The sequence below is a fragment of the Sphingosinicella xenopeptidilytica genome (assembly GCF_042676985.1).
In the GTDB taxonomy this organism is placed as follows: domain Bacteria; phylum Pseudomonadota; class Alphaproteobacteria; order Sphingomonadales; family Sphingomonadaceae; genus Sphingosinicella; species Sphingosinicella xenopeptidilytica.
The window spans coordinates 38595-64132 of the sequence record NZ_JBHTIK010000001.1 but is presented as its reverse complement, the minus strand read 5'-3'; the positions used below and the strand labels follow the sequence as shown (position 1 = coordinate 64132).

25 protein-coding genes are annotated in these 25538 nt (G+C 66.7%); 13 read left to right on the top strand and 12 right to left on the bottom strand.

Features of this window, described 5'->3' with window-relative positions; genetic code table 11:
- Positions 1 to 136: 136 nt before the first annotated feature.
- A complete protein-coding gene (locus tag ACFQ00_RS00300; RefSeq protein ID WP_381484555.1) occupies positions 137 to 1255 on the top strand; it encodes an EAL domain-containing protein in 1119 nt (372 codons plus the stop codon).
- Positions 1256 to 1258: 3 nt separating this feature from the next.
- Here ACFQ00_RS00300 and lipB read toward each other — a convergent pair whose 3' ends face one another.
- On the bottom strand, positions 1259 to 1873 hold the full coding sequence (gene lipB, locus ACFQ00_RS00295) for a lipoyl(octanoyl) transferase LipB (RefSeq protein WP_381484551.1): 615 nt from the start codon (positions 1871 to 1873) through the stop codon (positions 1259 to 1261).
- A 66-nt stretch (positions 1874 to 1939) separates the two neighbouring features.
- Between lipB and ACFQ00_RS00290 the strand changes: the two genes are divergently transcribed.
- Complete coding sequence (locus ACFQ00_RS00290) at positions 1940 to 2188, top strand: FliM/FliN family flagellar motor switch protein (RefSeq protein ID WP_121051224.1); 249 nt, start codon at positions 1940 to 1942, stop codon at positions 2186 to 2188.
- 51 nt (positions 2189 to 2239) lie between these two features.
- On the opposite strand, the gene ACFQ00_RS00285 is transcribed toward ACFQ00_RS00290, so the two are convergent.
- The 3 genes from ACFQ00_RS00285 to ACFQ00_RS00275 form a co-directional block, all read right to left on the bottom strand.
- Positions 2240 to 3364 carry an epoxide hydrolase family protein gene (locus ACFQ00_RS00285; protein WP_381484546.1) on the bottom strand — a complete coding sequence of 375 codons (1125 nt, stop codon included), beginning with the start codon at positions 3362 to 3364 and terminating at the stop codon, positions 2240 to 2242.
- Positions 3361 to 4977, bottom strand: coding sequence for a GMC family oxidoreductase (locus ACFQ00_RS00280; protein ID WP_381484543.1), 1617 nt, complete (start codon positions 4975 to 4977; stop codon positions 3361 to 3363). Before ACFQ00_RS00280 ends, ACFQ00_RS00285 begins: the two co-directional genes overlap by 4 nt.
- Positions 4978 to 5053: 76 nt before the next feature.
- Positions 5054 to 6634 carry an MFS transporter gene (locus ACFQ00_RS00275; RefSeq protein WP_381484540.1) on the bottom strand — a complete coding sequence of 527 codons (1581 nt, stop codon included), beginning with the start codon at positions 6632 to 6634 and terminating at the stop codon, positions 5054 to 5056.
- A gap of 97 nt (positions 6635 to 6731) precedes the next feature.
- Between ACFQ00_RS00275 and ACFQ00_RS00270 the strand changes: the two genes are divergently transcribed.
- Entirely contained in the window at positions 6732 to 7202 is a 471-nt protein-coding gene (locus tag ACFQ00_RS00270; RefSeq protein WP_381484537.1) for a low molecular weight protein-tyrosine-phosphatase, read from the top strand.
- Here ACFQ00_RS00270 and thpR read toward each other — a convergent pair.
- Together thpR and ACFQ00_RS00260 are read right to left on the bottom strand one after the other, a co-directional pair.
- Entirely contained in the window at positions 7166 to 7696 is a 531-nt protein-coding gene (thpR, locus tag ACFQ00_RS00265) for an RNA 2',3'-cyclic phosphodiesterase (RefSeq protein WP_381484534.1), read from the bottom strand. The two genes, ACFQ00_RS00270 and thpR, sit on opposite strands and share 37 nt — an antisense overlap.
- The gene (locus tag ACFQ00_RS00260; RefSeq protein ID WP_381484531.1) at positions 7696 to 8358 is read right to left on the bottom strand and encodes an arylesterase; all 663 of its coding nucleotides are present in this window, start codon (positions 8356 to 8358) and stop codon (positions 7696 to 7698) included. Before ACFQ00_RS00260 ends, thpR begins: the two co-directional genes overlap by 1 nt.
- A gap of 11 nt (positions 8359 to 8369) precedes the next feature.
- Between ACFQ00_RS00260 and ACFQ00_RS00255 the strand changes: the two genes are divergently transcribed.
- The 4 genes from ACFQ00_RS00255 to mmsB all read left to right on the top strand — a co-directional run bounded on the left by ACFQ00_RS00255 (position 8370) and on the right by mmsB (position 13402).
- Positions 8370 to 9074 carry an ABC transporter ATP-binding protein gene (locus ACFQ00_RS00255; protein ID WP_381484528.1) on the top strand — a complete coding sequence of 235 codons (705 nt, stop codon included), beginning with the start codon at positions 8370 to 8372 and terminating at the stop codon, positions 9072 to 9074.
- Positions 9071 to 11569, top strand: coding sequence for an ABC transporter permease (locus ACFQ00_RS00250; protein ID WP_381484526.1), 2499 nt, complete (start codon positions 9071 to 9073; stop codon positions 11567 to 11569). Before ACFQ00_RS00255 ends, ACFQ00_RS00250 begins: the two co-directional genes overlap by 4 nt.
- Positions 11570 to 11661: 92 nt before the next feature.
- On the top strand, positions 11662 to 12390 hold the full coding sequence (locus ACFQ00_RS00245) for a Bax inhibitor-1/YccA family protein (RefSeq protein ID WP_381484523.1): 729 nt from the start codon (positions 11662 to 11664) through the stop codon (positions 12388 to 12390).
- 118 nt (positions 12391 to 12508) lie between these two features.
- The gene (mmsB, locus tag ACFQ00_RS00240) at positions 12509 to 13402 is read left to right on the top strand and encodes a 3-hydroxyisobutyrate dehydrogenase (protein WP_381484520.1); all 894 of its coding nucleotides are present in this window, start codon (positions 12509 to 12511) and stop codon (positions 13400 to 13402) included.
- A 9-nt stretch (positions 13403 to 13411) separates the two neighbouring features.
- On the opposite strand, the gene ACFQ00_RS00235 is transcribed toward mmsB, so the two are convergent.
- The 3 genes from ACFQ00_RS00235 to ACFQ00_RS00225 form a co-directional block, all read right to left on the bottom strand.
- Positions 13412 to 13765, bottom strand: coding sequence for a hypothetical protein (locus ACFQ00_RS00235; RefSeq protein ID WP_381484518.1), 354 nt, complete (start codon positions 13763 to 13765; stop codon positions 13412 to 13414).
- A complete protein-coding gene (gene clpA, locus ACFQ00_RS00230; protein ID WP_381484515.1) occupies positions 13758 to 16103 on the bottom strand; it encodes an ATP-dependent Clp protease ATP-binding subunit ClpA in 2346 nt (781 codons plus the stop codon). The genes ACFQ00_RS00235 and clpA overlap by 8 nt, the downstream gene beginning before the upstream one ends.
- Before the next feature lie 118 nt (positions 16104 to 16221).
- The gene (locus tag ACFQ00_RS00225) at positions 16222 to 17682 is read right to left on the bottom strand and encodes a sigma-54-dependent transcriptional regulator (RefSeq protein WP_381484511.1); all 1461 of its coding nucleotides are present in this window, start codon (positions 17680 to 17682) and stop codon (positions 16222 to 16224) included.
- A gap of 154 nt (positions 17683 to 17836) precedes the next feature.
- Here ACFQ00_RS00225 and ACFQ00_RS00220 point away from each other — a divergent pair, with 154 nt between their 5' ends.
- The 6 genes from ACFQ00_RS00220 (at position 17837) to ACFQ00_RS00195 (ending at position 21914) form a co-directional block, all read left to right on the top strand.
- Positions 17837 to 17977 (top strand): aa3-type cytochrome c oxidase subunit IV, encoded by a 141-nt coding sequence (locus ACFQ00_RS00220; protein ID WP_374595820.1) that lies wholly within the window; start codon positions 17837 to 17839, stop codon positions 17975 to 17977.
- Between the two features lie 7 nt (positions 17978 to 17984).
- Entirely contained in the window at positions 17985 to 19127 is a 1143-nt protein-coding gene (locus ACFQ00_RS00215; protein ID WP_381484508.1) for an NAD(P) transhydrogenase subunit alpha, read from the top strand.
- Between the two features lie 3 nt (positions 19128 to 19130).
- Complete coding sequence (locus ACFQ00_RS00210; RefSeq protein ID WP_374595818.1) at positions 19131 to 19418, top strand: proton-translocating transhydrogenase family protein; 288 nt, start codon at positions 19131 to 19133, stop codon at positions 19416 to 19418.
- Positions 19419 to 19424: 6 nt separating this feature from the next.
- Positions 19425 to 20840, top strand: a complete 1416-nt coding sequence (locus ACFQ00_RS00205) for an NAD(P)(+) transhydrogenase (Re/Si-specific) subunit beta (RefSeq protein ID WP_381484505.1) — start codon at positions 19425 to 19427, stop codon at positions 20838 to 20840.
- A 69-nt stretch (positions 20841 to 20909) separates the two neighbouring features.
- Complete coding sequence (locus tag ACFQ00_RS00200) at positions 20910 to 21440, top strand: superoxide dismutase family protein (RefSeq protein WP_381484503.1); 531 nt, start codon at positions 20910 to 20912, stop codon at positions 21438 to 21440.
- 63 nt (positions 21441 to 21503) lie between these two features.
- On the top strand, positions 21504 to 21914 hold the full coding sequence (locus ACFQ00_RS00195) for a DUF4112 domain-containing protein (protein WP_381485857.1): 411 nt from the start codon (positions 21504 to 21506) through the stop codon (positions 21912 to 21914).
- Here the strand turns inward: ACFQ00_RS00195 and ACFQ00_RS00190 are convergent.
- The 3 genes from ACFQ00_RS00190 to ACFQ00_RS00180 are packed head-to-tail and all read right to left on the bottom strand — an operon-like array spanning position 21895 to position 25530.
- Entirely contained in the window at positions 21895 to 22602 is a 708-nt protein-coding gene (locus ACFQ00_RS00190; protein WP_381484500.1) for a ribonuclease T2 family protein, read from the bottom strand. The two genes, ACFQ00_RS00195 and ACFQ00_RS00190, sit on opposite strands and share 20 nt — an antisense overlap.
- On the bottom strand, positions 22589 to 23434 hold the full coding sequence (gene nadC / locus ACFQ00_RS00185; protein WP_381484497.1) for a carboxylating nicotinate-nucleotide diphosphorylase: 846 nt from the start codon (positions 23432 to 23434) through the stop codon (positions 22589 to 22591). Before nadC ends, ACFQ00_RS00190 begins: the two co-directional genes overlap by 14 nt.
- On the bottom strand, positions 23431 to 25530 hold the full coding sequence (locus ACFQ00_RS00180; protein ID WP_381484494.1) for a prolyl oligopeptidase family serine peptidase: 2100 nt from the start codon (positions 25528 to 25530) through the stop codon (positions 23431 to 23433). Before ACFQ00_RS00180 ends, nadC begins: the two co-directional genes overlap by 4 nt.
- Between the last annotated feature and the right edge of the window lie 8 nt (positions 25531 to 25538).

Sequence of the window (25538 nt, the reverse complement as noted above, 5' to 3'; positions counted from 1 at the left end):
CCGGCAACCTAACCGCATTCCGCCACCGGCTCAAGGCGGGTTGGGCGCGAACCGCTCCGTGGTTGATGACACATTAACCATTTTTATACCGCGGACCGGCAGTCTGCATGGCACGAACATCGTACGGGGGACCAGAATGTCTGTGTATGCCGGATTGCCGTTGCGGCTCGTTTGCTACGCGGCGGGCGCTGCAGCGCTTTCGATCGTCGGTCCCGCACTCTGGACCGTGCCGACATTCATCGCGGCGGCAGCCTCGGTAGCCACGGCGCTGTGCTTTGCCATCGCCGACGTTCTCTTCTCTGCGCATCGCCTCGCGCGCCGTGCATTCGTGATGGCAGCGTACCACAAGGCCGAAGTCGAGGCGCTCGGCGCCCGCGTGGCCACGCTTGAAAGGCTGCGCCCGGCCGCGCCCCTGGCAGTGACCGTCCCCGAAACGCGTGACGCCTCGCTCGAGACGGCAAACAACCTGCTGCAGTTCGCGGCCCATGTCAGCGCGCGTTGCGGACGGCAAATGACTCCGGATATCGGGGCGGGCAGCGACGGCGATCCGATCGCCGAGGCGCAGATCGAGCTGCATCTGCAGCCGATCGTTGGCATTCCGGACCGTCGTGTGCAGCATTATGAGGTGCTCTCGCGCCTGCGGTCGCATACGGGCACGCTGATGATGCCTGCCGAGTTCCTGCCGGCCGCCCGGGCGACCGGACGCGCTGCCGATCTCGATACACGGCAGCTCGCCAGCATCGTCGGCCTCTGCCACCGCATCGGCGACCGGCACATGGAAACGCGGCTTTTCTGCAACCTCTCGGGCGATTCGCTGCACAGCGATGGCTTCCGCGCCGCGCTGACCGCGTTTGCGCGGGAGCAGAAGGCCCTGTCGCAGCGCATCGTGTTCGAGATCGACGCGGCGACCGCCGTTACGCTCAACCCCGAGGTCGCTGCCGACCTTCGCGGCATCGAGGCGATGGGCTTTGCCTTCTCGGTCGACAAGGCGTCACTAGGCGACCTGCCGCGCCTGCAAGGCGTATTCCGCCGTCCGGGCTTCCTGAAGCTCGACGCCACGATGCTGGAGAAAGCCGACCCGAACGTGCTGAAGGCGCTCGCGCGGGGCGGCACGCAGGTGATCGCGACGCATGTCGAGACTGAGGATCAGGCCACCTCGGTGCGCCGCGCAGGCGTCGAGCTCGGGCAGGGCTTCCTGTTCGGCAAGCCGCGCCCGGCACGCATGGACGACAACGCCCGCCGCCGCGCGGCCTGAGACCTACAGAAACGGGCAGTGCCGCTGTAGGGCGGCGTCGACGTCCGCCATCGTCGCCTCGATGCCAAGTGCGGCGAGGCTGGTGACGGGATATTCGGCAAGCCCGCAGGGCACGATGCCGGAGAAGTGCTCGAGATCGGGCGCGACGTTCAGCGAAAAGCCGTGAAAGCTGACCCAGCGGCGCACGCGCACGCCGATCGCGCCGATCTTCGCTTCGCCCGCGGGCGTATCCGTCCAAACGCCGACCCGGCCGCGCACCGCGCGCGCGGAGACGCCGAAATCTGCGAGCGCCGCGATCAGCCAGCGCTCGACCGAACAGATGAACCCCCTGAGATCGCGGCCGCGCTGCTCCAGATCGAGCATCAGATAGCCGACGCGCTGCCCCGGCCCGTGATAGGTATAGCGCCCACCACGACCGGTCGAAAACACCGGGAAGCGCGCGGGCGCGAGCAGCTCCGCCACGTCCGCGCTGGTGCCCGCGGTGTAGACCGGCGGGTGCTCGACGAGCCAGATCAGCTCGCCTGCTTCGCCCGCCCGGATGTCCGCCGCGTGCTGCTCCATCGCCGCCAGCGTTTCGGCATAGTCGGCCAGGCCGCTTTCCACCCGCCACTCGGGCATCTCTTTACCCCGTTCTAACCCTATCCGGTGCATCATGCCCGAAATCCGAAACGCAGATAGGCGGTCATGAGCGTTATCGAAAGGATCAAGGTCGAGATTTCGGTCGTCATCGGCAGCAAGCAGATGCCGATCCGCCAGCTCCTGAAGATGGGGCGGGGCGCTGTGATCGATCTCGATGCGCGCCGCGACGATCCCGTGTGGATCTATGCGAACGACGAACTCATCGCGCGCGGCGAGATCGTGCTGCTGGGGGACCGGATCGGGGTTTCCATTTCCGAGCGCGTGCGCAGGGCCACCCTCACCAACTTCGCCTAAGCCAGCACGCTGGCAAGGCTTCGTATCCTCTCCCATCGAGGGAGAGATTTTTTACAGCGCTGCGACGAATTTTCTGAGGTCGGCGAGGAACAGTTCGGGTTCCTCGAGGCTGGCGAAGTGGCCGCCGCGCGGCATCTTCGTCCAGTGCACGATGTTGTAGCCGCGCTCGGCCATCGCGCGTGGCGGGAAGGCGAGGAGGTCGTGCGGGAAGGCGGCGACGCCGGTCGGTACCTCGATGCGTCGCCCGTCCGGGATCGTGAAACCGCCCTCGTCGAACAGGCCGCGATAGATCCATGTCGCGGTGTGAAAGCTGCGCGTCGAAAGATAGATCATGATGTTGGTGAGCATCTGATCCATGCTGAACGGTGGCTTCGGGTTGTGCGTGCCCACATCACTCCATCCGCAGAATTTCTCGGCAAGCCACGCGGCGATGCCCATCGGCGAATCCATCATCGCATAGGCGAGGCTCTGCGGCTTGGTGCCCTGAAGCTGGAGATAGGCGGTTTCGGTGGCGCGAATCTGCAGCGCCCATTTGAGCCAGAGCGCCTCCTCCTCGGTCGTTGGCTGCATGTTTGCCGGGCGGAGGCCGAAGCCATTGAGGTGAACGGCCGTAACGCGCGCGGAATCGAGGCCGATCCAGCCGCCGATAACGCTGCCCCAATCTCCCCCCTGATAGATGTAGCGGTCGTAACCGAGCACACCCATCAGGCTGTCGTAGAGCTTCGCGACGCTGCGCGGCCCGATCGGCGATTTGGGTTTGTCCGACCACGCATAGCCGGGAAGCGAGGGGGCGACGACATGAAAGGCCGGTGAGCCGTCCTCGGGTTCCGCGAGCCGTTCGATGATCGCATCGAATTCGAGGATCGATCCCGGCCAGCCGTGCGCGATGAGCAGCGGCTTCGCATCAGGGCGTGACGAGCGTTTGTGGATGCAGTGCAGGCGGAAGCCGGGCAGCACCTCGGCGCGAACGTGCGGATGCCGGTTGAGGCTGCGCACGGCGGCGGGCCAGTCGAACGCGGTGAGCCAGTAGTCGCGCAGTTGTTCCAGATAGGCGCGGTTCGTGCCGTAGCGCCAGCCGGCCTCCTCGGGCTCCTCGAAGAAGCGGAAGGCCTCGACGCGGCGGCGCACCCATTCCGCCTCCTCGGACTCGATTGGGATTTCGAACGGTTCGATCACGCCGCGAGCGCCTGCCGGGCGTCTGCAAGGATCATGTCGGCGGCCTTTTCCGCGATCGCGATCGTCGGCGCATTGGTATTGCCCGAAATGAGCGCCGGCATCACCGAGGCGTCGACGACGCGCAGGCCAGAGACGCCGCGCACGGCAAGCCGCGTATCGACGACCGCGCGTTCATCCGCGCCCATGCGGCACGTGCCGATCGGGTGATAGATCGTCTCGCCCCACGCTTTCAGCGCCGTCACGATATCCTCGCGCGCCGTGACGCCTTCGCCGGGCCAGACCTCTTTGCCGCGGAACGGCGCAAGCGCGGGCATCCGCCCGATGTTCCGCGCGATCTCGATGCCCGCGAGCAGCGTTTCGAGGTCGCCGGGCGCGGAGAGATAATTGGGATCGATTGCCGGATGCGCGGTGGGATCGGCGGACTGGAGGCGGATCGTGCCGCGGCTCTCGGGGCGAAGCTGACACATGTGCATGGCATAGCCGTGCTGATGGCCCAGCGTGCCGCGCCCATGCGGCTCGCCGAGCACGGGCATGAAGTGAATCTGGATGTCCGGCGCGGCAAGGCCCGGTCGCGTCGAGAGGAACGCGCCTGCGGGCGTCGGCATGTACGCGCCCGAACCGTCGCGGCGCAGCACCCAATTGCCAAGCGCGAGCAGCTTGTTGTGGAAGCCGGCGTTCTTGTTGAGCGTGATCGGCTGCGTGCAGGTCCACTGCACGAGCATATCGAGATGGTCCTGCAGGTTGCCGCCGACATCCGGCGCGTCGTGCACCACGGCGATGCCGTGCTCCGCAAGATGCGCGGCGGGGCCGATGCCGGATAGCATCAGCAGTTGCGGCGAGTTCACCGCGCCGCCGCAGACGATCGTCTCGCGCGCCGTCGCCGTTTCCGCCTTGCCGTTCTTCAGATAGGCGATGCCTGTCGCCTGTCGCCCGCTCAACGTCACGCGCTCGACGAGCACGTCGGTGAGCACATCGAGATTGGGGCGGTCGAGGATCGGTTTCAGATAGCCCTTCGCGGCAGACCAGCGCTCGCCGTCCTTGATCGTCGAATCATAACGGCCCGCACCTTCGAACTGCGCGCCGTTGAAATCGTCAGTGACGGGATGGCCCGCTTCGGCTGCGGCCTTGATGAACGCATCGACGAGCGGGCTCGGCTGGCTGCGGCGCCCGGTGTGGAGCGGGCCGTCACCGCCGTGATAGTCGTCGGCACCGCGCTCGCTCGTTTCGGAACGGCGGAAGTACGGCAGGATGTCGTCCCAGCTCCAGCCGGTGCAGCCCATTTGCGCCCAGCGGTCGTAGTCGCTGGCGTGGCCGCGAATATAGACCATGCCGTTGATCGAGGAGGAGCCGCCGATCACGCGCCCGCGCGGCCAATAGAGGCGGCGGCCGTCCAGATGCTTCTGCGGTTCGGTCCAGAAACACCAGTTGGTGGCGTGCTCGTTTTCGGGCGGGATGATCTTGGAAAGCCCGCCGGGCATGTGGATGAGGAAAGAGCTGTCCTTACCGCCAGCCTCGACGAGAAGCACGCGCGTGCCGGGGTTCGCCGACAGGCGATTCGCAAGCACGCAGCCCGCCGAACCCGCACCGACGACGATATAGTCGTATTCCGACATGTGAATCTCCCCCGAGTCCTGCAAACAGCCGCAAGAGTGGCGCTGTTTGGGCGCCTGCGCAATTCTGGATAAAGCGTCAGGCTTGCGCGGCGCGGCCTTCACCGGCTGTGGCGGCGCGTTCCACGCGTGTCGCCTCGGCCTGCGGAAGCTGGCGCCACACGACCCAGAGACAGACGAGCGTCACCGGCGCGGCGACGAGCAGGCTGAGGATGCCCATGCCGAGGCTGCCGGTGACGAGCGACATCTTGCCCGCGAAATACGGCCCGAGGCCGAGGCCGACGAGCGTGGTGCCGAGAAAGTAAGTCGCTGTCGCTGCGCCGCGCATCCGTGGCAGCACGAGGTTCTGACTCGTCGCCGCGGCGATGCCCACCCAGCAGCTGTTGATGATCGCCATTGGGGTGAACGCCAGATAGAAGATCGTCAGGCTTTCCGTTGTGTAGACGATGAGCATCAGCGGCGCGGGGATCAGGACGCCGAGCGTCGCCACGAGAATGTCGCCCGCCGGCCAGCGCGATTTCGCCCAGTCCGCAAGGCGCCCGCCCGCGATGACGCCGATGAAGCCGCCCGCAGCGCCCACGCCGCCGATGATAAGCCCCACGATCGCGGGGTCGGCCCCGAAGGTGCGGATCGCATAGGGTGCGGACCAGAAGCTGACCGCATAGGTGACGAACGCGATCGAGCCGAAGCCGAGGATGGCGAGCAGGAACGTCGGCGTGCCCCAGATGAGCTGGTAGGTCGGCGGGTCGCGGCGTTTCAGCGACTGCGACCACGAGAACACCGAATAGCAGCCGATGCCGATCGCGCCCCATTGCAGCGTGTCGCCGGTGAGCATGATCATGGCGGTCGCGCCGAGCACGACGACGACGAGCCCCGAGAGGTTGACCGCGAACGCCCGTCCGCCGACGCGCGCAGCCTGTACCAGCGTGAACGGCGGGATGACGCTCGACAGTTCGGTGAAGAACTTCGGCCACGGCGAGGGCTCTGGCGGGCTCAGGATTCCTTCGGACATGCCGCGCAGCGGTTCGCGCAGGGTGAGCACCCACAGCGCGAGCAGCAGTCCGGGGAGGCCGACGGCGAGGAACGCTGCCTGCCAGCCGGCGAGGCCGAGCGGGCCGCCGCCCGGAAACGCACTGTTCCAGCTCTGCACGATGACGCCGCCGATGAACAGCGACAGGCCGCCGCCGAGGTAGAGCCCGCTCGAATAGATCGCGAGCGCGGTGGCGCGCTTCTCACGCGGGAAATAGTCCGAGATCATCGAGAAAGCGCAGGGGCTTGCCGTCGCCTCGCCGATGCCGACGCCGATGCGTGCGGCGGCGAGCTGTCCGAAATTCTGCGCGAAGCCGGACAGCGCCGTCATTGCCGACCAGACCGAAAGGCCGATCGTCATCAGGCGGCCCCGGTACCACATGTCTGCGAGCCGCCCGAGCGGGATGCCGAACAGCGAATAGAACACGCCGAAGGCGGTGCCGTAGAGGAAGCCCATGTCGGCGTCGGTGACGCCGAGGTCGGCCTTGATGTCCTCCGCAAGGATCGAGATGATCTGGCGGTCGATGAAATTCAGCACATAGACGAGCACGAGCACGCCGAGCACGTACCGGGCGTATGGCCCGCCGACCTCGCCCTTGCGCGCTTCCAGAATTGCGGCTGCGTCGTTCATGCTCTCGACCCTCCCCAGTTTCGAGATACCGGCCCTTGTCCGCCCGGTTGTCCCGTGGCTAACACAGGGCTTTGAAATCGAAAGCATGGAAATCGCGATGACGATCTCGGTCCTGTTCGTTTGCCTAGGCAACATCTGCCGCTCGCCGCTCGCGGAGGGCGCAATGCGGCGGCTGGCGGAGGCGGAAGGCGTGGTGATCGAGATCGACAGCGCCGGAACCGGGGACTGGCACATCGGCCACGCTCCCGATCCGCGCGCGCAGGCGGAGGCGCTGCGGCGGGGCCTCGACATCTCGATGCTGCGCGCACGCCAGGTGACGGAAGACGATTTCCATCGCTTCGATCACATCGTGGCGATGGACGGGAAGAACCTCGCCGACCTGCTCGCCATGCAGCCGGAAGGCGGGCGTGCGGCGTTATCGCTGCTGCTCGATCATGCCGAGGGCGGCGACGTGCCCGATCCCTACTACGGCGGCGACGAAGGTTTCGCCGAGACGTTCCGGCTCGTGGAGGATGGCGCGCGCGGGCTGCTTCAGGCGATCAGCGGCCAGCACGCGACGACGGTGTAGTCCGCGCCTTCGGTGGTGAGGCGGCTTTCGAACAGGCTGATCGCGTCCACGGTGAACGACACGGGCGGGAAGCCCTCGCGCAGGAACGCATCGAGTGGACCCGCCGTGCCGGAGAAGCGCGCCAACGTGATGTGCGGCAGGTAGCTTCGCGTTTCGGGCGCGATGCCGACAAGCTGCAGCGCGCGGTCCACCTTGTTGTGCAGCGCTTTCACCGGCTCCTGCGGCTCGACGCCGACCCACAGGGTTTCGATGCGGGCCTTGCGCTCGAAGATGCCTGTGCGCGCCGTGGAGAGATCGAACGCCCGCGCGCGGATCGTCGCCAGCGCCTCTGCGACGGCATTGGCGGTGTGCGTGTCGACCGTGCCCACGAAGCGCAGCGTCAGGTGAAGCTGGTCCTCGCTCTGCCAGCGCGCGCCGAGCACGCCGCCCATCCGCGCGACGAGCGCGTCCTTCACCATGTGCGGCAGGTCGATCCCGACGAACAGCCTGTGCACTAGCGGAGCGCCGCCTCGACGCTCGGCAGGATGCCCTGCACGATCACGGAAACACCCTTCGGATTGGGGTGCATACCGTCGCCAAGCAGCAGCGCCTTGTTTGCGACGACGCCTTTCATGAAAAACGGGTAGAGCGGCACGGCGTGCTTCTTCGCGAGCGCCGGATACATGCCGTTGAACTCTGCCGCATAGGCCTTCCCCAGGTTGGGCGCGGCGAGCATCCCGGCCAAGAGCACCTTGCTGCCCCGCTTCTTGAAGTCGGCGATCATGGCATCGAGATTGGCGCGCGCCTGCGCGGGCGGCAGGCCGCGCAGCATGTCGTTGGCGCCGAGGCCGAGGATCACGAGATCGGGTTTGGCCTTGAGCCCGCCGAGCACCCACGCCATGCGTGCCTTGCCCGCGGCGGTGGTATCGCCCGAAACCGCGCCGCTCACGACGCGCACCGAATGGCCCTTCGCTCTCAAGGCCTTCTCAAGCTGCGGCGCAAAGCCCTCGCCGGGCTTCAGCTGATACCCCGCCATCAGCGAATCGCCGTACGCAACGACGAGGCGCGTTTCGGCGAGCGACGGACTCGCGCCGACGAACAGCAGAAAAGCGGCAATCGCGGCTTGGACAAAGCGCGACGCATCCCCATAAATACGAAACCTGCACGAACCGGACAAAGCGGATCCCCTTGAACGATATCTCCTCGGCGCCCTCCAATATTGTGATTGATGCGCGCGATGTCACCCTCACGCTCGGCGAAGGTGCGGGCGCGGTCGAAATCCTGCGCGGCGTCAGCCTTTCCGTGGCGCGCGGCGAAAGTGTCGCGATCCTTGGGCCTTCCGGGTCGGGCAAGTCCTCGCTCATGGCGGTGCTGTCCGGCCTCGAACGCGCGAACGGCGGCCGCATCGGCGTCGCGGGCCAGGATTTCGGCGCACTCGACGAAGACGGGCTCGCCCGCGCGCGGCGCGGCCGCATCGGCATCGTGCTGCAGGCGTTCCACCTATTGCCGACGATGACCGCCCTCGAAAATGTGTCGGTGCCGCTGGAGCTTGCAGGCGTTCCGGATGCGGAAGCGCGCGCCCGCGCCGAACTCGAAGCGGTCGGCCTCGGTCATCGGCTGACGCACTACCCCTCACAGCTTTCGGGCGGCGAGCAGCAGCGCGTCGCCATTGCGCGCGCCACGGCGCCACGTCCCGGCATCCTCTTCGCCGACGAGCCCACCGGCAACCTCGATGCCGCGACCGGCCACGAGATCGTCGAGTTGCTGTTCGAGCGGCAGCGCGCGCAGGGCACGACGCTCGTTCTCATCACCCACGACACCGAGCTTGCGGCGCGCTGCGGCCGCATCGTCGAAATGCGCGATGGGCAGATCGTGCGCGAGACCGTCGCTTGAACCTTCCCCTCAAACTGGCCCTCCGCGATCTGCGCGGCGGCCTTGCGGGCTTGCGCCTGCTCGCGGTCTGCCTGTTCCTCGGCGTTGCCGCGCTCGCGGGCGTCGGCAGCCTCTCCACCGCCATCGTCACCTCGCTTTCCGAAAAGGGCCAGTCGATCCTCGGCGGCGATGTCGAGGTGATGCTGACGCAGCGGCAGGCGAGTGACGCCGAGCTGGCGGCGTTTCGCGGCTTCGGCGATGTGGGCGAAGTGGTGCGGATGCGTGCGATGGCGAGCCGGCTCGACGGTGCCGAAAGCGTGCTCGGCGAACTCAAGGCCGTCGACGGCACCTATCCCTTCTACGGCAGCGTGCGCCTCGAAGGCGGCCTGCCCCTCGCCGCTGCCTTGAAGGCGAGCGGTCTCGTCGTTGATCAGGCCGCGCTCGACCGGCTCGGCGCACGCGTCGGCGACAGCGTTACGATCGGCGACGCCCGCGTACGCATCACCGGCATTCTCGCCGAGGAGCCCGACAAGGTCGGCGAAGGCTTCACGCTCGGACCGACGCTGCTGATGTCGCTCCAAACGCTGGACAAAACCGGCCTCCGTCAGCCGGGAAGCCTCTATCGCACGCACTACCGTTTGAAATTGCCATCGAGCGCCTCCCCCGAATCGGTGACCGAGTCGCTCAATGAACGCTTTCCGGATGCGGCATGGCGCATACAGGACCGCTCGAACGGCGCGCCCGGCACGCGGCGCTTCATCGAGCGGCTCGGCCAGTTCCTGACGCTCGTGGGCCTTACCGCGCTGCTCGTCGCCGGTGTCGGCGTCGGCAACGGCGTCGGTTCCTATCTCGACGGCAAGACGCGTTCGATCGCGGCGCTGAAGAGCGTCGGCGCGGATTCGCGCACGATCTTCCGCGTCTACATGATCGAGGTGGGGCTGATCGCGCTCGTCGCGGTCATCCTCGGCGCGGTGGCCGGCGCGTTCGTGCCCGCGATCGTCGTGGCCTTCGCGGGCGATGCGCTGCCGGTGCCGCCCGAACTCGGCATCTATCCCGTGCCCCTTATCACCGCGATCCTCTACGGTTTGCTTGCGGCGGCGGCGTTCGCGATCTGGCCGCTGGCGAAGGCGCGCGACGTTCCCGCCGCCCGCCTGTTCCGTGCCGGTGTCGAACGCATCCGTCGCCCACCGCTCGATGTGGTGGTGCTCAGCTTCGGGGCCGCGCTCGTCATCGCCGCCATTGCCGTCGTGCAGGCGCGCGAGCCGCTCTTCGCCGCCGCGTTCATTGCCGCCGCACTCGGGCTGATGGCGCTCCTCGCTCTGCTCGCCCTCGGCATCCGGGCGCTCGCCGCGCGCCTGCCGCGCCCCAAGCAGCCGCTCCTGCGGCTGGCGCTCGGCAATCTGCACAGGCCGGGATCGATGACGCGTCAGCTCGTCGTCGCGCTCGGGCTCGGGCTCACGCTGTTCGCGACGCTCGCCGTCATCGAAACCAATCTTTCGCGCCAGATTGATGAGGCGCTGCCGCGCGAGGCGCCTAGCCTCTTCGTGGTCGATATTCCCGCGGGCGAAGCCGATGCCTTCCGCAAAACCGTTCTGGACGCAGCGCCCGGCGCCGCGATCCGCCTCGTCCCCTCGTTGCGCGGGCCGGTCGTGGCCGTGAACGGCACGCTCGTTTCGGAAATGAAGGACGTGCCCGAGGGCGCGTGGATCCTGCGCGGCGATCGGGGCCTCACTTATTCGGCGGCGCTGCCCGACGGGAACCGCATCGTTTCGGGCAAATGGTGGCCGGAGGGCTACAGCGGGCCGCAACTCGTCTCGATGGATGCCGAGGTGGGCGAGGCGCTCGGCCTCAAGGTTGGCGACAGCATCACCGTCTCGGTGCTCGGCGTCGATCTTCCCGCGACCATCGCAAGCTTCCGCGAGATCAACTGGGATTCGCTCGGCTTCAATTTCGCGCTCGTCTATTCGCCCGGCCTCATCGAAAGCGCGCCGCACAGCTACATGGCGACCGTCACGGTATCGCCGGCCGAGGTGCCCGCCGTCTCGCGCGCCGTCGTGCGGGCGTTCTCTTCGGCCTCCGTGATCCGCGTCGGCGATGTCATCGAAAATGCAGGCGCGCTGCTCGGCCAGATGTCGACCGCCGTGCGCGCGGCGGCATCCGTGGCTATCGCGGCCGGGATCGCCGTTCTCGTCGGTGCGATCGCGGCGGCGCGGCGCGCGCGTATCTATGATTCGGTGATGCTGAAGGTGCTCGGCGCCACGCGGGGCCAGGTTCTGCTCAGCCTGCTGGCTGAATATGCGCTGCTCGCAATCGTCCTCTCCGCCATCGCCTTTGCGCTCGGCACGGCTGGCGGCTGGTATGTGGTGACGCAGGTTTTCGAGCTGGAATGGCTGCCCGACTGGAGGCCCGTGATCCTCACCGTCGTACTCGGCGCGGCGGCGATTTTGCTGCTCAGCCTTGTCGGTTCATGGAGCGCGCTCGGCGCGCGTCCGGCACGTGCGCTCAGAAATCTATAGTGAATTTGTCCGGTTTTCCTTGAAGCTGCGGCCGATCCACACGATATTACCGGGGCAAGCCGGATGACCCGGCAAATGGGAGAGTGGAAAAAATGGTGAACCAGACGGATCCTCGCCTGGCTTACGGTCGCCCGGCGACAACGGCCGAAGGTGTCGTTTTCGACGCCGGCCTTCGCAAATACATGCTGTCGGTCTACAATTACATGGCCTCCGGCGTGCTTCTTTCCGGCATTGTCGCGCTGCTGTTCGCGAACAGCGGCATGGCCGCACAGGTCTTCGCACAGGGCGGGCTGCTCGCGTGGGTGCTGATTCTTGCGCCGCTCGGCTTCGTGATGGTGCTGAGCTTCGGCATCAACAAGCTGTCCACTCCGGCCGCGCAGGGTATTTTCTGGGCCTTCGCGGCAGTGATGGGCCTTTCCATGTCCACGATCTTCCTGACCTACACGGGAACGTCGATCGCGCGCATGTTCTTCATCACGGCGGGCGCCTTCGCGGGCCTCAGCCTGTTCGGCTACACGACGAAGAAGGATCTGTCGGGCTTCGGCACGTTCCTCGTGATGGGCCTCATCGGTCTCATCATCGCGAGCGTCGTGAACATCTTCCTCGGCTCTTCGGTGCTGCAGTTCGCCATCTCGGTGATCGGCGTGCTGATCTTCGCGGGGCTGACGGCGTATGACACGCAGCGCATCAAGAACATGTACTTCCAGGTTGCTGGCAGCGACTTCGTTGGCAAGGCCGTGGTGATGGGCGCGCTGTCGCTCTACCTCGACTTCATCAACATGTTCATGTTCATGCTGCAGCTGTTCGGAAACCGCGAATAGCATTTTCGCAGCTACGGACTGCAAAAAGGCCCGGTACGTTTCGGCGTGCCGGGCCTTTTCTTTTGGCGCTCCGCATGGCTAGACCTTGCCCCTGAAAAGACACGCAGGGGAGATCGACATGGCGCAGACAATCGCATTCATCGGGCTCGGCAACATGGGTTCGGGCATGGCGGCGAACCTCGCGAAGGCGGGATACGCGGTGCGCGCGTTCGATCTCAGCGCCGATGCGCTCGCCCGCGCCAAGGGCGACGGCTGCACCGTTGCCGCCGGCGCTGCGGAGGCTGTTTCGGGCGCTGACGCCGTCGTCACCATGCTTCCGGCGGGCAAGCACGTCGAGGCCGTCTACAACGGCGAAGTGTTCGGCGCGGCGAAGCCGGGCGCGCTGTTCATGGATTGCTCGACGATCGACGTGGTGACCGCGCGCAAGGTCGTCGAGGCCGCGACCGCGAAGGGCTTCGCGATGGTCGATGCGCCGGTCTCCGGCGGCGTCGCGGCGGCGTCGGGCGGCACGCTCACCTTCATGGTCGGCGGTGAGGCGGAAGCGTTCGCACGCGCCGAGCCGATCCTCGCGCGTATGGGCAAGGCCGTGATCCACGCGGGTGGCGCGGGTGCGGGGCAGGCCGCGAAGATCTGCAACAACATGCTGCTCGGCATCTCGATGATCGGCACGTGCGAGGCGTTCGCGCTCGCCGAAAAGCTCGGCCTCGACCCCCAGGTGTTCTTCGATATCTCCTCGAAGGCGAGCGGCCAGTGTTGGTCGATGACGAGCTATTGCCCGGTGCCCGGCCCGGTGCCTGCCGCACCGTCCAACCGCGACTATGAAGGCGGCTTCGCCGCCGCGCTGATGCTGAAGGATCTGAAGCTCGCGATGGAGGCCGCTGCCGCTTCGAACGCCGCGACGCCGATGGGCGCACAGGCCGAAGCGCTCTACCAGACCTTCGCGAACCTGGGCGGCGCGGCGAAGGACTTTTCGGGGATCATCAAGCTGCTCGACGGCAGCTGGCGCGCCTGACGCGCGACGTCAGAGCGTTTCGATTGTCTTCAGGAAACGCTCCGGATCGCCGTCACGCAGCTCATCGATCGCGGCATCAAGCTCGTCCTCGTCGATGCGGGCGCCCGATTCGGCGGCTTCGAGGCGTTCGGCGGCACCCTCCAGGCGCTTCTCGACGGCCGCCTCGATGCGCTCCACCTTGGCGTCGATCTCGTCTGCCTTCGAATCGATCGCGATCGCTGCATCGTCGTCGTCAGCAATGAGGCTGAAGCCCGGTCCGTCAATGTTGGAGAGCAGCACTAGCACGCCGAGACCGCCGAGAACGATCATCAGGTTCCGGCGGTTGATCGGCTTGTCTTCGCCCGGCTGAGGCTCATCACGCATCGACGGTTTTCTTACCGCCCTTCGCCTCGCCCGTCTTGCCCTTTTTGGCCGCGCGCGGCTTTGGCGCCGCGGCGATGATCTCGAAGGTCGGCCTGTCGTCCTTGATGTGGACGACCACCTCGCCGCCGTTCACCAGCTTGCCGAACAGCAGTTCCTCGGCAAGCGGCTGCTTGATCGTGGACTGGATCAGGCGGGCGAGCGGACGTGCACCGTACATCTTGTCGTAGCCGCGCTCGATCAGCCAGCTCTTCGCCTCGTCCGAAAGCTTGATGTGGACGTCACGATCCGCGAGCTGGAGTTCGAGTTCGAGGATGAACTTGTCGACGACCATCGCGACGACCGGCGTCGGCAGGTAGCCGAACGGCACGGTCGCATCGAGACGGTTGCGGAACTCGGGCGTGAACATGCGCTTGATGGCCTCCTCGTCCTCGCCCACGCGCACCGTGGAGCCGAAGCCGATGCCTTCCTTCGCCATGTCCGACGCGCCCGCGTTCGTCGTCATGATGAGGATGACGTTGCGGAAATCGACGGTCTTGCCGTGGTGATCGGTCAGCTTCCCTGCGTCCATCACCTGCAGCAGGATGTTGAACAGGTCCGGGTGCGCCTTCTCGATCTCGTCGAGCAGCAGCACCGAGTGCGGGTTCTGGTCGACCGCATCCGTCAGCAGCCCGCCCTGATCGAAGCCGACATAGCCCGGAGGTGCGCCGATCAGGCGGCTCACCGAGTGGCGCTCCATATACTCCGACATGTCGAAGCGCTGCAGCGGAATGCCGAGGATCGCGGCGAGCTGGCGCGCGACCTCGGTCTTGCCGACGCCGGTGGGGCCGGAGAAGAGGTAGTTGCCGATCGGCTTGTTCGGCTCGCGAAGACCCGCGCGCGACAGCTTGATCGCCGACGAGAGCGTCTCGATCGCCTTGTCCTGCCCGAAGACGACGCGCTTCAGGTCCTGCTCCAGCGTCGCCAGAACCTTCTTGTCGTCGGATGACACTGACTTCGGCGGGATGCGCGCGATCGTCGCGACCACGGCTTCCACGTCCTTCACGCCGATCACCTTCTTGCGCTTGGCGGGCGGCAGCAGCATCTGCGAGGCGCCCACCTCGTCGATCACGTCGATCGCCTTGTCGGGGAGCTTGCGGTCGTTGATGTAACGCGCCGACAGTTCCACCGCCGTCTTCACCGCCTCGTTGGTGTAGCGGACCTTGTGGTGCTCCTCGAAATAGGTCTTGAGGCCGAGGAGGATGCGCACCGTATCCTCGATCGAGGGTTCCTTGACGTCGATCTTCTGGAACCGGCGCAGCAGCGCGCGGTCCTTCTCGAAGTGGTTGCGGAACTCCTTGTACGTCGTCGAGCCGATGCAGCGGATCGCACCGCCAGAAAGCGCCGGTTTCAGCAGGTTCGAGGCATCCATCGCGCCGCCGGATGTCGCTCCCGCGCCGATCACCGTGTGGATCTCGTCGATGAAGAGGATTGCCTCGGGCATCTTCTCGAGCTCGTTGACGACACCTTTCAGCCGCTCCTCGAAATCGCCGCGGTAGCGGGTGCCGGCAAGCAGCGCGCCCATGTCGAGCGCATAGATCACCGCGTCCTTGAGCACGTCGGGCACGTCGCCCTCGACGATCTTCCGCGCGAGGCCTTCCGCGATCGCGGTTTTGCCGACGCCGGGATCGCCCACATAGAGCGGGTTGTTCTTGGAACGGCGGCACAGAATCTGGATCGTGCGGTCGACCTCGGCGGCGCGGCCGATGAGGGGATCGACCTTGCCGGAGAGCGCCTTGTCGTTGAGGTTCACGCAGAACTGCTTCAGCGGCGAATCCGCCGGCTTCTTCGCTTTGTCCTTGTCCTTCGCCTCTTCGGCGGGCTCATCAGCGCCGCGCACCGCGCGCGGTTCGGAGAGCGAGGGCGACTTGGCGATGCCGTGGCTGAGGTACGAAACCGCATCGAGCCGCGTCATGTCCTGCTGCTGCAGGAAATAGACGGCGTGGCTCTCGCGCTCCGAGAACAGCGCGACGAGCACGTTGGCGCCCGTCACCTCGTCGCGACCCGAAGACTGCACGTGCAGGATCGCGCGCTGCACCACGCGCTGGAAACCGGCGGTGGGATTGGGGTCGACCTGGTCGCTGGCGCGCAGTGGCTCCAGCTCCTTGTCGAGATAGCCGGTGAGTTCTTCGCCAAGCTGGTCGAGATCGACGCCGCACGCCTTCATCACCGCGGAGGCATGGCTGTCCCCGATCAGCGCGAACAGCAGATGTTCGAGCGTGGCATATTCATGCCGCCGCCGGCTCGCTTCGGCGAGGGCGTTGTGAAGCGTGTGCTCGAGCTCGCGGGCAAAGGCCGGCATTCGTCACTCCTGCGATGCGGCGAAACATCCGCCGCCTGATGTGAAGATCAGGGACGATTGGCAAAACATCAAGGGGGCAATGTGCGGGTGGGCCCGCGGAAACCACGTTTTCCGCGGCTCAGGCGACATTCCTGACATCGTCGTCGTGGCCGCCGAAATCGTCGGTGACGGCCATTTCGCCAAGCTTGCGGTAGAGCGTCGAGCGCCCGATGCCGAGGCGGCGCGCCACCTCGCTCATGCGTCCGCGGCAGTGGTGGATCGCCTTGCGGATGATCTCGGCTTCCAGATCCTCGAGACGGCGGAGCTTGCCGTCGTCGCCGAACAGCGAGACCTCGGCCGAAAGGTCGGCCGAAGCCGCACGCGTCGGCGCCGGCTGCGCCATGCGTCTGGGTGCGGCGACCCCCGCGAGCTGCGGGAAGTCGAGCGCCGTGAGCCTCGTGCCTTCGCAGAGTACGGCGGCGCGGAACAATGCGTTCTGCAGCTGCCGGACGTTGCCGGGCCAGTCGTACGCTTCGAGGAGCGCGAGCGCGTCGTCCGAAAGGTCGCGGGCGCTGACGCCTTCCTCGGCGCCAAGGCGGCGGACGAAATGGCGCGCGAGCGCCGCGATGTCGCCGCGCCGTGCGCGCAGCGGCGGAATCGTGACGGGCACGACGCCGAGCCGATAGAACAGATCCTCGCGGAAGCGGCCCGCGCGCACCTCTTCGGCGATGTCGCGGTTTGTCGCGGCGATCAGGCGCACGTCGACGGTCACGTGGCCCCGACTGCCGACAGGCTCGATCTGTCCGGTCTGCAGCGCGCGCAGCAGCTTCACCTGCGCGTCGAGCGGCAATTCGCCGATTTCGTCGAGGAAGAGCGTACCGCCGTCCGCCTCGCCGAAGCGGCCGACGTGTTTTTCGATGGCGCCGGTGAAAGCACCTTTTTCGTGGCCGAACAGTACCGATTCGACCAGATTCGCGGGGATCGCGCCGCAGTTGACGATCACGAGCGGCTTTGCGGCGCGTGGCGATGCGGCGTGCACCGCCTGCGCGACGACCTCCTTGCCGACGCCGCTTTCGCCTTCAATCAGGATCGGCACGTTCTTCTGCGCGGCCTTTTCCGCCACCGCGAGCGCGGCGCGGAAGCCCGCTTCGCTGCCGACAACCTCGGCAAACCCCAGCGAGCCGGGCAGCTTCTCGGTCAGAGGGCGCAGCTCGCCGCCCGGCGCCTTGTGGTCGAGCACGCCTGCGAGCGCGCGCGTGATGCGGTCAGCGCTCGCCGGTTTCAGCAGGAAGTCGCTCGCCCCCGCGCGCATCGCTTCGACAGCGGTGGAAACGCTGGAATGCGCAGTCAGCATGATGACGGGAAGCTGCGGGAATTGCGGGCGCAGTTCGCGCAGCACCTCGATCCCGGTCTTGCCCGGCATGTTGTAGTCGAGGATCACGGCATCGATGGATTGGCCGCGCGGACCTGTCAGCAGATCGAGCGCGGCCTGGCCGTGCTCGGCTTCCACGGTCGCATAACCGGCGCGCGCCGCCACGGTCTCCGTGATGCGCCGCTGGCCCGACTCGTCGTCGACAACAAGGACGGTTTGCTTCGCCAAATGCCGAATCTCTGCTTCCCAAAAATGACCCGCCTGTCTCGATACGGCACAGCGCCTTGCCGTCTGGTTAAGATTTTGACCCGTTTTTCGCTTCACACCGGGGCAAGGCTTGCTATGAACGGGCGGAATCAGGTCCGGATGGGGGACGTTTGAGATGGCGCAGAACAGCACTTACACCGACAAGGCGATGAAGGATCACGCGAAGACCTACGCGGGTTTCCTTGCGATGATGAAGTACGGCACGGGCTTCATCGTGCTCGTGCTGCTCGCCATGCTCCTCTTCCTCTACAACTAGCATCCTTGTGACACAGCCGGTTCGGATCGCGGTCCTTGGGGAGACCGCCGATTTTGAGCGCCGCGTCGCTGCAAGCCCGGAGACGGTGAAGAAATTCATCGGCCTCGGTGCTGCGGTCGCCGTGGAATCGGGCGCGGGTCTCGCGTCGGGGATCGCGGACGCTGATTATGCGGCGGCGGGCGCGGAGGTCGGCCCTCGCGCTGCCGTGCTTGCCGGCGCGGGGATCGTGCTCGGCGTGCAGGCGCCGGAGCCGGCGACGCTTGCCGGTGCTGCGCCCGGAGCCCGCGTGGTCGCGATGCACGCGCCCGCGGCGAACCCGGAGCGGGCGAAGGCCTATGCCGCGGCGGGTTACGAGGCGCTCGCCATGGAGCTGATGCCGCGCATCACGCGCGCGCAGTCGATGGACGTGCTCTCTTCGCAGTCGAACCTCGCCGGCTACAAGGCGGTGCTTGATGCGGCGGCGGAATACAACCGCGCCTTCCCGATGATGATGACGGCGGCGGGCACGGTCTCGGCCGCGAAGGTGTTCATCATGGGCGTCGGCGTCGCAGGGCTCCAGGCGATCGCCACCGCGCGGCGCCTTGGCGCGCAGGTCTCGGCGACGGACGTGCGCTCGGCGACGAAGGAGCAGATCCTCTCGCTCGGTGCGAAGCCGATCTTCGTCGAAGCCGTGAAGGGCATCGAGGGTGAAGGCTCGGGCGGCTACGCCACAGAGATGTCCGATGAATACAAGGCGGCGCAGGCCGAGCTGGTGTCGTCGCACATCGCCAAGCAGGATATCGTCATTACCACCGCGCTCATTCCCGGCCGGGCCGCGCCGCGCCTCGTCAGCGACGCGCAGATCGCCACGATGCGGCCGGGCAGCGTGCTCGTCGACCTCGCGGTCGAAGCCGGCGGCAACGTCGAAGGTGCGGTGGCGGGCGAAATCGTCGTGAAGCACGGCGTCAAGATCGTCGGGCACAGGAACGTGCCCTCGCGCCTCGCGGCGGACTCTTCGCTGCTCTACGCGCGCAACCTGTTCAACTTCCTGTCCGCCTTCTGGGACAAGGACACGAAGGCGCCCGTGCTGCCGGACGACGACGAGATCGTGAAGGGCGTGCGGCTGACACAGGGCGGCAAGGCCGTCCATCCGGTGCTGGGGGGAGCATAGGCCATGGACTTCATCTCGATCCTGTCGATCTTCGTGCTGGCCTGCTTCGTGGGCTACTACGTGGTCTGGTCGGTCACGCCGGCGCTGCACACGCCGCTGATGGCGGTAACGAACGCGATCTCCTCGGTGATCATCGTCGGTGCGCTGATCGCCAGCCTCGCCGCGGGTTCGGGCGTCGCCAAGTGGCTCGGCCTCGTTGCCGTGGCGCTCGCCAGCGTCAACATCTTCGGCGGTTTCGCAGTGACGCAGCGAATGCTCGCCATGTACAAGAAAAAAGAGAAGAAGGGCTAAGCGCCGATGGAACACGTCGCTTCCGCCGTGCCCGCGTGGGCACTTCTCGCCTACCTCGTCTCCGGGGTTCTGTTCATCCTTGCGCTTCGGGGCTTGTCCTCGCCCGAGACCAGCCGCGCGGGCAACCGCAACGGCATGATCGGCATGGGGCTCGCCGTGGCGACGACGCTCGCCACGCACGAGATCGCCTCGCTGCCCGAAATCGCCGCCGCGATCATCCTTGGCGGCGGCGTCGGTTTCATCGTCGCGCGGCGCATCGCCATGACCGCGATGCCGCAGCTCGTCGCGGCGTTCCACAGCCTCGTCGGCCTTGCCGCCGTGCTCGTGGCGGCGGCGGCGTTCCTCAATCCGCAGGCATTCGGCATTACCGATGCGTCGGGCGCGATCTTCGGCGCGAGCCGGGTCGAAATGGTCCTTGGCATCGCCATCGGCGCGATCACCTTCTCGGGATCGATGATCGCGTTTGCGAAGCTCAACGGCAACATGTCGGGCACGCCGATCCTGCTGCCGGCGCGGCACATCATCAATCTCGCGCTGCTGCTCGCGATCGCCTTCTTCACGTTCGGCTTCTGGCACTCGCAATCGGCGATGGATTTCTGGATCGTCGTCGGGCTTTCGTTCCTGATCGGCTTCCTGCTCATCATCCCGATCGGCGGCGCGGACATGCCCGTCGTCGTCTCGATGCTGAACAGCTATTCGGGCTGGGCGGCGGCGGCGATGGGGTTCACGCTGCAGAACACGGCGATGATCATCACCGGCGCGCTCGTCGGCTCGTCGGGTGCGATCCTCAGCTACATCATGTGCCGCGCGATGAACCGCAGCTTCATCAGTGTCATCGCCGGCGGCTTCGGCGCGGAGGCGGGCCCTGCAGGTGCGGCAGCGGCGATCGATCGGCCATGGAAGCGCGGCTCCGCTGAGGACGCCGCGTTCCTGATGCAGAACGCCGAGAAGGTCATCATCGTGCCGGGCTACGGCATGGCGGTGGCGCAGGCGCAGCACGTGCTGCGCGAAATGGGTGACAAGCTGAAGCATCAGGGTGTCGACGTGCGCTACGCGATCCATCCGGTTGCGGGCCGTATGCCCGGGCACATGAACGTGCTGCTCGCCGAGGCGAACGTGCCCTACGACGAGGTGTTCGAGCTCGAAGACATTAACACGGATTTCGGCCAGGCCGACGTCGCGTTCGTGATCGGTGCCAACGACGTCACCAATCCGGCGGCGAAGACCGACAAGTCCTCGCCGATCTACGGTATGCCCGTGCTCGATGTCGAAAAGGCGAAGACCGTGTTGTTCATCAAGCGCTCGATGGGCGGTGTCGGCTATGCGGGTGTCGACAACGAGCTCTTCTATCGCGACAACACCATGATGCTCCTCGCCGACGCCAAGAAGATGGTCGAGGAAATCGTCAAGAGCATGGATTGAGGTTGCGCGCGAAACCTTAAACGGCACAATGCGTTGATCCGCCATACCGCGACAGGGGACAGACCGATCATGCGCCTTTCCACGAGCTTTGTGCCTTTGGCCGCCATGCTTGCCGCTGCGTGCGCCAGCAAGGCCGAGCAGCCCGCCGCCGCGCCCGCGGCGCCGCCGCCCGCAGCCTATGCGCAGCTTCTCGACAAGGATGGCGCCACGAAAGGGCGTGCCGTGCTCACCGAGGCGAAGGGCGGCGTCGATGTCGGCCTCGTGCTCGAAGGCTGGCCCTCCGGCACCTATGCCTTCCACGTGCACGGCATCGGCCTCTGCACGCCGCCGGACTTCACGTCCGCCGGGCCGCATTTCAACCCGACCGGCCAGAAGCACGGTCACCACAAGGGCGATCTGCCGAACGTCACCGTCGGGGCGGACGGCACTGGGCGTATCGAGGCCCGCATCGAGGGCGCGACGCTTTACAGCGGCGAAACGCCGGTGCTCGATACGGACGGCGCGGCGGTTGTCGTGCACGCGAAGCCGGACGACGGCGTCACCGATCCTGCGGGAAATGCGGGCGCGCGTCTTGCATGTGGGGCCGTCGTCACCAAATAGCGCAGCCACAGGCTTTCAAGGAGGCTGCAGGTGAGCGTGAATCCGCGTGCATTTGAAGAGGTGATGGCCAGCGCCGGGCTTGATTCGCGCGATCCGCACGTCGTGCGTGCGCGCGTCGAGGTGCTCGAAAAGCTGCTGGAGCGGTCGATCACGATTCCGGGCATCAACTACAAGATCGGCCTCGATGCCGTGCTCGGGCTCGTGCCTGTGGGCGGCGATATTCTCGCCGGGCTGATGTCCGCCTACATCATCTGGGAAGCACGCAACCTCGGCATGTCGCGCTGGCACATCGCCCGCATGGCCGGGAATACGCTGTTCGACACCGCACTCGGCTTCGTGCCGCTGCTCGGCGACGCGATGGACGTGCTGTTCCGTTCGAACACGCGCAACCTGCGCATCATCAAGGCGCATCTCGATCGGCACCACCCGAAAACGGCGGTGCTCGAAGGCACGATCACCCGCCGCGCCAGATAAGTACGCGCGCGCCGTCCGCCGCGCCCGGTGCGCGGCAGGCGGCGTAGTTGTAGTCGAGGTCCATGCACAGGCGCACTTCGGTGAGCCAGCCGCGGTTGTTCAGTGTCACGGCGATCGCTTCGGACGGGAGACCGATGTTGGCCTTCACGAACGCCGCGCGCACCATCCCCGCCGTCAGCGTCTCGCCGCGAAGCTGGCGGAGGTCGGGGCGCTTCACCCCGTCCCACAGCGATTTCGCCGCACCGAAATAGGCCTCCGCGCTCGAAAAGGCGCAGGTGCCGTGCGCCGCCCACTGGTGCTGCATCAGCTGCGCCGAAGGCATCATGCAATAATGCTGGCGCACGAGCGCCTCGCCGACGGGGGGCGCCACCGTGCAGGCGCGCGGCGAAGCGCCCGCGGCGCTGTCCACCCACAGGCCGTGCAGGATGAAATCGAAGTCGTTGTCCGCGCACTGGCCTTCATGGGCGTCCGCATCCTTGCGGAAGCGGCAGAACTCCGGCGACCATGACATCGCAAGCACATAGGCCGCCGCCGGTGCGTCGGGCGTCGCGTCCGGCAGGCTCGCCGTGCGCGGCAGATCGAGCTTCGCGGGGATGTTGCATTCTGCGGCCGTCGTCCCGCCGGAATCGTCCGCCGATCCGCAGGCCGCGAGGCACAGCGCGAGCAGCAGCCGCTCAGGCGCTCGCAAGGTCGAGCCCGATATCGGCAGCGGGTGCGGACTGCGTGATCCGCCCAACCGAAACATAGGTGACGCCGGTTTCCGCGATGCCCCGGATCGTGTCGAGATTGACCCCGCCCGAGGCTTCCGTGGGTACGCGCCCGGCCACCAGTGCAACGGCCGCGCGCAGATCCGTCACGTTCATGTTGTCGAGCAGAAGGTGCGTCGCGCCCGCCGCAAGGCCCGGCTCGATCTGGTCCACGCGGTCGACCTCCAGGATGATGCTGGCGATGCCCGCGTCCTTCGCGCGGCGCACAGCCTCGCCGACGCCGCCCGCCACCGCGACATGGTTGTCCTTGATCATCGCCGCGTCCCACAGCCCCATGCGGTGGTTCTGCGCCCCGCCCATGCGCGTCGCGTATTTTTCGAGAACGCGAAGCCCCGGGATCGTCTTGCGCGTATCGAGCAGGATGGCCCCCGTCCCCGCGATGGCGTCCACATAGCGGCGCGTGAGCGTCGCGATGCCCGAAAGGTGCTGCACCGTGTTGAGCGCAGAGCGTTCGGCGGTGAGCATCGCGCGGGCAAGGCCCGAGAGCCGCATCAGGTCCGTGCCCGCCGCCACCCGGTCCCCGTCCTTCGCCAGCATCTCGATCTCCACGCCCGCATCCAGCGATCGGAAAAAGGCGGCGGCGATGTCGAGCCCGGCGACGACGATGGCGTCGCGGCTGTCCATCACGCCGTGGAAACGCGCGTCCGCCGGGATCACCGCGGCGGAGGTGATGTCGCCCGCGTCGCCCAGATCCTCGGCGAGCGTAGCGCGCACGAACGCCTCCGTATCGAAGCCTGCGATCCCCATGCTCATTTCCCCATCAGTTCCCGGCGCGCGAAGCTCAGCATCAGCGCGGCGCGGTAGGCGTGCTCGGCGGCGTTGGCGGTTCCCGCGTGCCCACCTTCGATATTCTCATAATAGTCGAACGCGTGGCCCTGCTGCGCGAGTCTTGCCGCGAACTTGCGCGCGTGCCCGGGATGCACGCGGTCGTCCTTCGTCGAGGTGTAGATGATCACGGGCGGGTATTTCGCGCCTGCGCGCAGGTTCTGGTAGGGCGAATATTTCGCGATGAACGCACGGTCCTCCGCTACATCCGGATTGCCGTACTCGCCCATCCACGATGCGCCCGCGAGCAGCTTGTTGTAGCGCAGCATGTCCGCGAGCGGCACGCCCATGATCACAGCGTCGAACAGGTCCGGCCGCTGCGTCATCGCGACGCCGACAAGCATCCCGCCCTGCGAACGCCCCGAAGCGGCGAGCTTCGATGTAAGCCCCGCACGCTTCAGATCCTCGGCGACAGCATAGAGGTCGTCGAAGCTGTTCTGCCGCTTCTCGCGCAGCGCGGCCTCGTGCCACGCCGGGCCGTATTCGCCGCCGCCGCGAATGTTTGCGATCACGAAGCTGCCGCCGTCTTTCAGCCAGAACAGCCCGCCGGGTCCGATCTGGTACGGGTTCTTGGTGAGATAGGTCGGCTTCTGCGCGTTCCGGAAACCGCCGTAGGCGTGCATGATCGTCGGCAGCGGGCCTTTCGCGCCCGTCGGCCGCACGACGAAATAGGGGATGCGCGTACCATCCTTCGATTTCGCGAAACGCTGCTCGACGGAAATCGAGGCCGGATCGAAAAACGTCCGAAGCGCGGCGACCTCCGTGGGCGCGCTGTCCCCACGCACCGCCATCAGCGTCTCCGGGCTTGCGAACGTCTCGACCGTGTAGAAGGCCGTATCCGTGCTGCCGCCCGCCGCCGCGAGCGTCACCGCGCTGCTCAGCGGCACGGGCACCGTTTCGGCGCGCCAGCTTTTTCCGCTCGGCGTCAGCGCGATCAACCGCCCCTCGACATCCTCCAGCAGCGAAACGTAAAGGCGCCCGCTGCCTGCGACCACCGCCTCGATCGCCTGCTTGCCCGATGGCGCATAGACCTGTTCAACCGCCGCTGGCCGCCCCACCACAAGCGTCGCCACGTCATAGGCGACGAGCGATCCCGCCGCGTACGTCTTGCCGCCGTAGGCCCAGTCCTTGTGCAGCAGCGCGACGACGCGGCTGCCGAGCATGTCCTCGATCGTCGCCGTGTCCGGCAGCGGCGATCGGATCAGCGTGCCGTCCGGGTTCAGGTGGAAGGTCTCGGCGGTCCAGAAATCGGGATGGCGCGTGATGCGCGGCCACATGCGGCCCGCGCCTGCGCCGGCGCTCGCGTCCATGCCCATGTCGGCGGCCTTGCCCTCTGCGAGCAGCGCGGCCTCCGCCATCGGCGTGCCGCGCGTCCACAGGCGCACCTGCCGGGGATAGCCGGATTCGGTGACGTCGCCGCCGTGCGCGGAGGCGATCATCAGCCGGTCGAGATCGACCCACGCGACATCGCCCTTCGCCTCGGGCGTTTCGAAGCCGCCGCTCACGAACGCGCCCGTCTCCATGTCGAACTCGCGGTAGACGAGCGCGTCGGAGCCGCCGTCCGAAAGGCCGACCATGCACCGCGCATAGGCGGGTGCAAGGCACGCCGCGCCCTTCCACACCCATTTCCGGCCGTCCGCCTTCGACATGGCATCGAGATCGATCAGCGTCCGCCACACCGGCTTCCCGGAGGCAAAAGCATCGAGGTCCGCGATGCGCCACAGGCCCTGCGGGTTCTTCGCATCGGTCCAGAGGTTCGTCACCTTGTCGCCGAGGATCGCCTCGGGCACGGGAATGCGACTGTCATCCTCAAGGATCGCCTGCATTTCGGCCTGAAGCGCCCTGAACGCCGGGCTCGCCGTCTGCAGACGTTTTTCCGTCGCCGCGTTCCACGCGCGCACCTGATCCAGCGCGCGGGCGCCGTCCACCTCTTCAAGCCACAGGTTCGGATCGTCTTCGGCCGCGTGCGCGGTGGGTGCAGTCGCCAGAATGAAAGCCGCCATCAACAGGGTTGAAAAACGCATGGCTTCGG